Source organism: Gemmatimonadetes bacterium SCN 70-22 (assembly GCA_001724275.1).
Lineage (GTDB): Bacteria > Gemmatimonadota > Gemmatimonadetes > Gemmatimonadales > Gemmatimonadaceae > SCN-70-22.
Map to the genome: position 1 here is coordinate 1 of MEDZ01000078.1, position 9,294 is coordinate 9,294.

General features: G+C 72.2%; 9 protein-coding genes and 3 pseudogenes. 9 read left to right on the forward strand and 3 right to left on the reverse strand.

Annotated elements, in window-relative coordinates:
* Positions 1 to 1,232: pseudogene (locus ABS52_19415) on the reverse strand (hypothetical protein).
* 336 nt (positions 1,233 to 1,568) lie between these two features.
* On the opposite strand from ABS52_19415, the gene ABS52_19420 reads away from it, so the two are divergent.
* Both ABS52_19420 and ABS52_19425 read left to right on the forward strand, forming a co-directional pair.
* The gene (locus tag ABS52_19420) at positions 1,569 to 2,957 is read left to right on the forward strand and encodes a hypothetical protein (protein ODS99907.1); all 1,389 of its coding nucleotides are present in this window, start codon (positions 1,569 to 1,571) and stop codon (positions 2,955 to 2,957) included.
* 273 nt (positions 2,958 to 3,230) lie between these two features.
* A pseudogene (locus ABS52_19425) lies at positions 3,231 to 3,797 on the forward strand (hypothetical protein).
* A gap of 103 nt (positions 3,798 to 3,900) precedes the next feature.
* Here the strand turns inward: ABS52_19425 and ABS52_19430 are convergent.
* Positions 3,901 to 4,209 carry a hypothetical protein gene (locus ABS52_19430; protein ID ODS99908.1) on the reverse strand — a complete coding sequence of 103 codons (309 nt, stop codon included), beginning with the start codon at positions 4,207 to 4,209 and terminating at the stop codon, positions 3,901 to 3,903.
* 587 nt (positions 4,210 to 4,796) lie between these two features.
* Here ABS52_19430 and ABS52_19435 point away from each other — a divergent pair.
* The 7 genes from ABS52_19435 (at position 4,797) to ABS52_19465 (ending at position 8,661) form a co-directional block, all read left to right on the forward strand.
* Positions 4,797 to 5,279, forward strand: a complete 483-nt coding sequence (locus ABS52_19435; protein ODS99909.1) for a hypothetical protein — start codon at positions 4,797 to 4,799, stop codon at positions 5,277 to 5,279.
* An 18-nt stretch (positions 5,280 to 5,297) separates the two neighbouring features.
* Positions 5,298 to 5,555, forward strand: coding sequence for a hypothetical protein (locus tag ABS52_19440; protein ODS99910.1), 258 nt, complete (start codon positions 5,298 to 5,300; stop codon positions 5,553 to 5,555).
* Entirely contained in the window at positions 5,552 to 5,872 is a 321-nt protein-coding gene (locus ABS52_19445; GenBank protein ID ODS99911.1) for a molecular chaperone, read from the forward strand. Before ABS52_19440 ends, ABS52_19445 begins: the two co-directional genes overlap by 4 nt.
* Before the next feature lie 269 nt (positions 5,873 to 6,141).
* Complete coding sequence (locus tag ABS52_19450; protein ODS99912.1) at positions 6,142 to 6,372, forward strand: peroxidase; 231 nt, start codon at positions 6,142 to 6,144, stop codon at positions 6,370 to 6,372.
* Positions 6,373 to 6,454: 82 nt separating this feature from the next.
* On the forward strand, positions 6,455 to 6,964 hold the full coding sequence (locus tag ABS52_19455; GenBank protein ODS99913.1) for a hypothetical protein: 510 nt from the start codon (positions 6,455 to 6,457) through the stop codon (positions 6,962 to 6,964).
* A gap of 69 nt (positions 6,965 to 7,033) precedes the next feature.
* Positions 7,034 to 7,393, forward strand: a complete 360-nt coding sequence (locus tag ABS52_19460) for a hypothetical protein (GenBank protein ID ODS99914.1) — start codon at positions 7,034 to 7,036, stop codon at positions 7,391 to 7,393.
* A 317-nt stretch (positions 7,394 to 7,710) separates the two neighbouring features.
* Positions 7,711 to 8,661 carry a hypothetical protein gene (locus ABS52_19465; protein ID ODS99915.1) on the forward strand — a complete coding sequence of 317 codons (951 nt, stop codon included), beginning with the start codon at positions 7,711 to 7,713 and terminating at the stop codon, positions 8,659 to 8,661.
* Between the two features lie 65 nt (positions 8,662 to 8,726).
* Here ABS52_19465 and ABS52_19470 read toward each other — a convergent pair.
* Positions 8,727 to 9,294 (reverse strand): annotated as a pseudogene (locus ABS52_19470) (MFS transporter).

Sequence of the window (9,294 nt, forward strand, 5' to 3'; positions counted from 1 at the left end):
CCGTCGCGCTGCGACCACCAGACCAGGTCGTCGCTCCGCTTCTCCACCTCCCAGTTCTCGCGGAGGAACTGGTGTGACAGCTCCACCCAGGTGGCCGACGAGTCGCGGGCGATGACCTTCGCGTCGCCGGTCCTGGCGTCCACCAGGAGCGCCGAGATGCGGGAGGGGCCGCGATTGGAGTTGAGCATGAAGAACTTGTCGCCGGCGCGGTTCCAGATCGTGCGCGTGCCGACGGTGGTCTGCGGCGTGGGATCGGCCTTGGCGCGCACGTTGGTGCGGTCGACGATGTCGATCACGTGCGTGACATGCGTGGGGACGACGGAATCGCTCGGAACCGCGTAGTGGTAGCTGCGGTCCACCGGCTGGTCGCCGGTGGACGAGTACATCGGGTAGATGCGCGTGCCGCGCAGGTCCTCGCGATGGACGGTGAAGCGGCGGGAATCGGTGGTCCAGTTGACGTTCACGCGCGTGGGGCGCGGCTTGGCGGTGTCGGCGGCCACCTCGCGGTTGGTGCCACCGTAGGCGAACAGGCGCTCGCCGTCGGTGGTGAGGGCGATGGAGCCGCGCGGGAGCGGGATGGAGTCCTGCCGCGCGCCCCGCCGTTGCCCCTGACGGCCAGCGGCGTTGCGGGCGGTGGTGTCGCTCCGCGCCCGCCGCACCGAATCGGCGGCGGCCACGGCGTCGGAGTCGGACAGGGCGGACGGCCGCAGGTACAGGTTGTGCCGCCACGCGAAGACGTCCCACTTCCGGTCGGGCGAGCGGCTGGCCCATGAGGGCCCCGCCTTCAGGGTGCGCTCGAGCGCCCACGCGATGCTGTCGCGCGCCACGCACTTGTAGCTGGCGGGATCACAGCGCACGGCCTGCTTGTGGAGCAGCAGCTCGATGGCCCGGCCGCTGTCCACGGGGGTGAAGGCGGGAAAGCGAGCGGGGTCGACGATGGTGTCGGCGGTGACGGACAGGACCGCCGCCATCCGCCCGTGGTCAAAGTAGACGCGGCGGCTCGCGCGCGCGGGATCGACGAGGTACACCGTCCCCCGGTCGTTCCTCCCCGTCGACGTGTAGACGAAGCGGACGCTGTCGTCGAGCCAGAGGGGGGTGATGGAGGCGCCGAGGACGTACGTCCCCGCCGTGCGGATCACGTCGGCACGGTGGTAGTCGACGTCCTGGGCCGCCGCGTCGAACGCGGCGGCCGCGAGGGCAAGGGGGAGGGGGAGGAGGAGCCGGACGCGCATGGAAGGAGAGCACGAGGTGGACCCGCGCACGCGCACGGCTTGCGGCGGCGCACGACAGGTGGAGGAGCAACAGGAGAGAGCCACGGCCACGCCGGCGCTCGCCGATGAAACGCTCACGGCACCCAAATCGCTGCGGCAGCGCGTCCGCCCCGCACACGACTTCACCAGTCGCCCGCCCATCCGAGTGGCCCCGTCGACAAACCGTCTTTTGACGCCTCTTCCCCTGGCGTCCTAGCTTCGCGCGTCCGATCACGTGAGCTCGTGCCCCCGCACCAGTGCCGGCGCCGGTGGCAACGCTCGCCTCAGCCGGAGAGAGAATCGATGCGCCCCCTCCTCATGCGCCGCGCCACGCTGGTGTCGCTGGCCATCGCCGCCGCCGCGTGCTCGCCCGATGCTTCGATCCCCAACGCCCTCCCGACCGGAGTCGCCCCACTACGCGATGCCGGGGGCGTCCCCGCCCCCGAGGCCAACGCGGCGCTCCGTGCCGTCCGCGACGGCAATGCGCAGCTCGTCGCCTCGGCCCCCGCGCTCGTCCCCCCCGGCGCGCCGCTCGCACCTTTCGTCGAGGCGAGGCTCTACGCCATCGGCAACGTGGCGATGCACGACGCCCTCAACGCCATCGTCCCGCGCTACGAGCGCTATGCCGACACCGGTCCCCTCATGCCGTCGGCCCACCCCGCCGTCGCCGTCCTCACCGCCGCGCACGATGCGATGCTGGGCGCCGTCCCCGCCGCCCAGGGAGCGGTCGACGCCTGGTACGGCGCCGCGATCACCTCGCTAGGCACCCCGAGCGGCAGCGCCGAAGGCGTGGCCCTCGGCCATCGCGTCGCGGCCGCCATCCTGGCGCGCCGGGCCAACGACGGAACGGCCACCGGCGGCGTCGCGCCGTACACTCCGGGGAGCCACCCCGGCGACTACCAGTTCACCTTCCCGTTCAACACGCCGGCGTTCGACTTCTTCGGCACCGGCGGCTTTGCCGACGCCTCGCTGTGGGGCGCGACGGTCACGCCATTCGTCGTGCAGTCGACGGCGCAGTTCCGGGCACCTCCCCCCTACGGCGCCGTGTCGAACGCCGCCGCCGTCCTCACCGCGCGCTACACCCAGGACTTCCAGGAGATCAAGGCCCTGGGCTGTGCAGCCTGCCCGGCGCGCAGCGCGGAGCAGACGGAGATCGCGCTCTTCTGGGTCGAGAACTCGCCGACGGGGTGGAACCGGATCGCCGGCGTGGTGGCGTCGCAACGACAGCTCGACGCATGGGAGACGGCGCACCTCCTTGCCGTGCTGCAGATGGGTGAGTTCGACTCGTATGCGTCGAGTCTCGAGGCGAAGTACCACTACAACTTCTGGCGTCCCGTGAGCGCGGTGGCGCTGGCGGCGACCGACGGCAACCCGCTCACCGATCCCGATCCGTCGTGGCAGGTGCTCGCCTTCCCCACGCCGCCGGTCCCCGATTACCCCAGCGCCCATGCCACCGCCGGCGGCACCGGCGCCGCCATCATCGAGGCGTTGGTTCCCGGACGGGGGCCGGCCATCGCCACCACCAGCGGGTCGCTCCCGCTCGTGACGCGTCGCTTCGCGACCGTCGCCGACGCCGCGCGCGAGAATGCCGATTCGCGCGTGTACGTCGGCTATCACTTCCGCCTGGCGACGGAAGCGGGGCTGACGCAGGGGCGGGAGATCGGCGCCTACGTGGCGGCCAACGCGCTGCGGCGCCTCAGCCGGTGACGGGACGCCGCACCCGAGAGGTACGCGGGTCGGCTCGCCACGCCGGCACGCCTTGACGGGATGCGCCGACGCCGTGGCCGCCACCCGCGTGGCGGCCGCGGTCGCGCCCGGCGCCGTCGCGGGTGCGCAGCAGGGCGGTGCGGGGCAGCGCGGGGAGTAGCGGGGGGTAGCGACGGGGCCGATGCAGCGTTGAATTGGTCACGCTCGCCAGCCGCACGAGCGGGATGCGAAGCTGACGCGCCGCATTCCGCTCACACTCCCCGGACGACAGACATGGGCACGAACCGACTCGAAGCCTTCAGCGACGGCGTGATCGCGATCATCATCACGATCATGGTGCTGGAGCTGAAGGTGCCGCACGGCGTCACCCTCGACACGCTCGCCCCGCTCGCGCCCGTGTTCATGAGCTACGTGCTGAGCTTCATCTACATCGGGATCTACTGGAACAATCACCACCACATGCTCCACACCTGCGCCCGGGTGACTGGGGGGATGCTGTGGGCCAACCTGCACCTCCTCTTCTGGCTGTCGCTCTTTCCGTTCGTCACCGGCTGGATGGGTGAGAATCACTTCGCCGCGGTCCCGACCGCGCTGTATGGCGGGGTGCTCCTGGCGGCGGCGATCGCGTATTGGGTGCTGCAGCGGGTCATCATCGCCGCCCAGGGTCCCGCCTCGCCGCTCAAGGCCGCCATCGGCAGCGACTGGAAGGGAAAGCTTTCCCCCGCCCTGTACCTGCTGGCCATCGTCTCCACGTTCTTCTGGTCCAGCGTGGCCCAGGTGCTCTACGTGGCGGTGGCCTTGATGTGGCTCGTCCCCGATCGCCGCATCGAGCGGTCGTTGCACGGTCGCGGGGCCCACGTGCCCGGGGGCAACCCGCATGGCCGCGAGACGGCGCACGACGCCGACGCGTCTCGTTAGGTGAACCGGCGTGCCGGCGCGGGGGTCAGCCTTCGTCGCCGCCGCCAAGCTCCTCGTGATGCGCCTCGGCGTCGCGCCCAACCCCTGGCGCCCTGCCCCGCGCGTGGAGCATCTCGCGACGCTCGCCCCGCCTCGCCAGCAGCAACGCCCCGGTTGCGGCCGTGGCGCCGCCGAGGGTCGTGAGCCCCAACACGAAGACGGGGAGCCCGTTCGACACGCCAATGCTCCCCAGCAGGAGGCCGGCCGCCGCCCCCCACGCGGCGAAGCGCGGCAGCGAGAACTGGTCCAGGCGGCGTCGCCCCCCGGCCAGCATGAGCACCGCGGCGAAGATCACCCCCCCATGAAGCCGGGAATGGCCAGCGTCTGCGGCCACATGTCGACGCGCGACGCGAAGGGGAGCAGGCCGGGGAAGACGTTGTCGACCAGTTCGATCACGCCGCCGGCCAGCGCCCCCACGACCGCCCAGATCACCCCCATGCCGACCACGCCGCGCGCGCGTCTCAGCCAACGATTCACGATTCCTCCCGGCGCAGGCAGACGACCCAGCAGTGGCCCCCTGCCACTTTGCATCGCAAAGTAGCTGTCGCGCCCGCGCGCCGCAACGCCGCCCGAAGCCGCGATACGCCCCGCGCGCACTCTTGCCCTCCGCCGCGGCCAGCCCCTAACGTTGACCGGGTCGGCGAAGACCCGGGAGCGGGAGCGCCATGACACGATTGCTGGTGCTCGCAGGGACGACGGCCGGGAGCGCGCTGGGCTGGTGGGCCGGCGCGCACGTCGGGATCATGACGGCCTTCTTCGTCAGCATGGTCGGCTTCGGCGCGGGGATGTGGGGGGGACGCCGGCTCGCGCAGCGCTGGGGGGCGTAACCCCGTCCCCCGACGCGCCCTCACCCGTCAACTGGACACTTCGTCGCCTGGTCCGATGCGGCTCCCGCAGACCCTCCTGGCCGGCGCCACCTTCCTTGGCGCGGCGAACGCGATTCGCCAGGCCTTCTTCGCCACCGCCGACATTTCCCCGGCGCTCGCGGGGCTCTCCGCGGTGGCGTCGATCTCCGCCGCCGCCGCCTGGTACGCGCTGCACCGGCGACATCGCTTGACGTCGCATGCGCTGGCGCTCTTCGCCGGCATCCTCCCGGCCGCCACGGTCGTCGGCTCCGAACTCCTGTTGGGCGACGCCCTCCCGCTCCCCGAGCGTCTCCCGGGTTACCTCCTCGCCGTGGCGGTCGGCGCCGCCGCCTGGCGCGGCGGGCGCGCCCAGCTGCGGGAGGCGGCCCGGGAGGGCGCCATACCGATCGCCACGGCGCCGTCGCTCCCTCCCGCCGACGCGCCACCGGCAGTGGCGGCGCCAGGGTTCCCCTTCACCCCCCGGGTACGGGCGCGTGCCGAGCGGGGGCGCGACGCCTAACGTGACACGACGCCGGCGGTGAACGCCATGGCCGCCCGAGCGCCCGCGCGCTCCAGGCACCCGCCCCTCGCGGCGGGGCGGCGCTTCCTCGCGTATACGGCCGTCACCGTCCTCCTCGTGCTGGCGTTCGGCGCCTGGAGCGGGAGCGCGGCCCCGCGCATCGAGGCGGGACTCGACACGCCATGGACCGGCGCCGCGGAGCGTATCTTCTGGTACGCGTACCAGCTCTGGTTCCTGGTACTGGCCATCGTCCTCCTTCGTGAGAAGCAGTCGTGAACTGGATCGTCCTCGTCACCGCGGGACTCTTCGAGATCGGGTGGGCCGTGGGGCTCAAGTACACCGAGGGCTTCACCCGCCCCCTCCCCACCCTGGCCACGATGGGGTCGATGATCGTCAGCCTCGGGTTGCTGGGGATCGCCATGAAGTCGCTCCCCCTGGGCACCGCCTACGCGGTCTGGGTCGGCGTCGGCGCCGTCGGGACGGCGGCACTCGGGATCGTCCTCTTCGGCGAGCCGGCCAACGTGATGCGCGTGGTGAGCCTGGGGCTCATCGTCGCGGGGATCATCGGGCTCAAGCTCGCGACGCCGCGCTGAGGGGGCGCAGGCGCCATGCTCCGCGCACCGTGTTCCGTGCTCCGCGCACCGTGTTCCGTGCTCCGCGCTCCGTGCTCCGCGCTCCGTGCGCCGCGCTCCGTGCGCCGTGCGCCGTGCGCCATTCGCCGTGCGCCATTCGCCGTGCGCCCGCGGCACCGCACCAACCGGAACCGTTGCGCGAGCGCAACGCCTCTGGCTCGGCGCCGCGCAAGGCCCTATGGTGGCTGGACGCGCGTGAGCCCTCACGCGCCCACCCACAAGGAGGATCGATGACGGAGCGCTGGCTGACTTCCCTGATCACCGCGACGCCCCAGGAGGGGTTCGAACTCGCCATCACCCTGAGCCGCCGCGGCGTCAAGTACACGCAGCCGGACGTCGACGTCCTCAAGAAGCTGCGCCCGGAATACGCCAACTCCGCCGACGCGCTGACCGCCGCGTCGCACGTCATCGCCATCAACTTCCAGACGGTCGCAGCCGCCAACAACTACTGGCGCGGCTGATCGCCGTTAGGCGGGGGGCGCCACGCACCCGGGCCGCCCCCCGCGCCTGACGGCATTCCACACCTCACGCCGGGGAGGTCGCATGCGACGCACCGAGGTCAACGTCCTCGCCGTCATCGGCGCACTCGCCCTGCTGTCCGCCGTCTCCGCCTTCATCCCGAGGTGGGCGTACCGGGGAATCACGGGGCGCGACATGGGGCCGGGCGACGAGCCGGCGGCGGGGGCCCCGGTCTTCCTGGACCGGGGCGATGGCGTGATCGAGCGCTTCCTGACGGATTCGGCGGGGCGCTTCTCGCTCCCGGTGGCGTTTCACCAGGTGGAACGCGCCAGCGTCCTGATCTGCGTCCCCGGCGGTGTGCCGCACGTGGCGACGCGGAGTCGCCACATGATCGGGCCCGCAAGGTTCAACTACACCCCGCAATCGACCGATAGGGCGTGGCCGGCGCGCCGCTTCGGGTGGCGCGGACCGATTCCCCGCGCGTGCCACGCGGACTCGGCGTACTTCTGGCGGCTCCCGCCCGGGGCGGGGGCGGAGCCGATGGCGGTTTCGACGAGTGAGCCGGATTGGGGGCGCGACGCCCCGCCGAAGTAGCGCGCCCCCGCGGCCGCGGCCACGCCGCCATGCGGGACATCGGACGGCGCTGACGCGATATTCCGCCGCATGCTGAGACAGTTCAACCTCGCGCTCCGCTTCGTGCTCGAAGTCTGCGCCCTCGGCGCCCTCGCGCTGTGGGGCGCGCGGCAGGGAGACGGGCGCGCGCGTGGCGTCGCGCTTTCGATCGCGCTCCCCGTGGCGGTGGCGACCTTCTGGGGGCTGTTCGTGTCACCGAGGGCGCGGTTCGGCTTGCCGCGGGCGTTGCGCCTGCTGCTCGGCCTCGGGGTGTTCCTGGCGGCGGCGACGGCGCTGGCGGCGGCGGGGCACACCCGGCTCGGCGTGATCTTCGGGGGAATCAGCATCCTGAACAGCGCGCTGACCCATGCGTGGGACGCACCGCATGGGGCCGGAGACCGGCGGACCTAACGCCGCGCCGCAGGGGCCGGGGCGCGCCATCCTCCCCGGAGACGCCACCCGGCGCGAGCGTTGTGACGCGGGTCACATTTGCGCAGGCCGTTCCAGGCGAATCGCGGCTCGAACGTTAGGCGATGTGACCCAGGACACTGGGAGAGTCGTCAATACTGTTGCGTATTGGTACGGTCCCCGTGTTACGGGAACCCGGTGACGCTAGATTTCACCGGCAAGTCCTGCCGCTGCCACTGCGCGGAGGGCCTGTCATACACCACCCGCTTCGCCCGATCGCCCGCTGGGGCGACCCGAACGAGCGCCATCCCCATCCGACCATGCGTCGATACATCCTCTTCCTCACGCTCGCGCTAACGGCGGCATGCAACCGCGAGCCGAAGCTGTACCACGGCGCCGACACCGGCCTCGCCCTCGCGACCTCCGGGCGCCAGAAGGACTCGCTGATCTTCCTCAAGGACTCGCTCCTCGCCGCCAAGCAGCGGCAGATCAGCGAGCAGAGCGCCCTCATCGGCGACGCGGCCACCAGCGCCCGCATCATCTCCGAGATCAGCGGTTCGCTGGCCAAGGTGCGCAACCTCGACGTCAAGCGGGACACGACGCGCCCCGAGACGGGGGTCGGGTCGGTGTCGGGCGAGCTGGCGACGATGCAGAAGAAGGTCGACGCGGTGGTGGCCCGCCTGAACACCGCCGAGTCGCGCGTGCGCCAGATGCGCGCCGAGCGGGCCAAGCACGCGGAGTGGGACACGGCGCAGGTGGCCCAGCTGCGCACCTACGAGCGGTCGATCGCCGACCTCCGCGCCAGCGTGCAGCAGCAACAGGCCGAGATCACGATGCTGGCGTCCCGCGTGGACTCGCTCTCGCGCGCCAACGTGGTGCTGGCGTTCCGCAACGACTCGATGGGGACGGTGAACCGCGCCATGGCCGCGCACGAGGACTCGGTCTTCGTCGCGATCGGGACGGAACAGGAGCTGCGCGACAAGGGGATCGTCCGCCGCGAGGGGGGGACGAAGTTCTTCTTCGGACGCGGCAAGACGCTGGTCCCGGCGCGCGCGCTCGACCGCTCGGCCTTCCATGTGATGTCGAAGAAGCGCGACGTCGCGATCAACTTCCCGGCCGCCGACAAGGAATACCAGGTGATCTCGCGCCACGACCTGGCCTTCACCGACGCGGCCGCCACCAAGAACCAGCGGGTGCGCGGGGCGCTGCACATCTCGGACCCGGAGCGCTTCTGGGCCCCGTCGCGGTACCTGATCCTGGTCCAGCGCTGACGCGCGGGACCTGACGTCGTTGCGGCTGGCGGCGCTCCCGGAAGGCGTCGCCGGCCGCGCGCGTTTCAGGGGGCGATCCGCCGCGGGACGACCACCAGGAGGAGCGCCGCCGAGAACGCGGCCAGCGCCGCCCCCATGGTGAAGGCGGCCGGCGCCCCCCACGCATCCCACACCGCGCCGAAGAGGAGCGAGGCCGGGAGGGCGCCGATGCCTAACGCGAGGTTGTACCACCCGAAGGCGCGCCCGCGCGCCGCGGCGGGGACGAGGTCGGCGACCAGCGCCTTTTCGACCCCCTCGGTGAGGCCGTAGAAGACGCCGTACGCCAGGAAGAGCCCCCACGCGGCCCAGTGCCCGCTGGCGCGGGCGAAGCCGAGGTAGACGGCGGCGTAGGTGACCCACCCGGCGACGATGAGCGCGCGGCGCCCGACCCGGTCGGAGAGGGCGCCGGCCGGGGTGGAGGCGGCGGACTTGACGACGTGCAGCGCCGCCCAGAGGACGGGGATCATGGCCGCGGTGACGCCGAGGTCGCGGGCGCGGAGGAGGAGGAAGGCGTCGGTGGAGTTGCCTAACGTGAAGAGGAGGAGGACGGCGAGATAGGCGTAGAAGCGGCGCCCCAGGGGCGCGGGGGCCCCC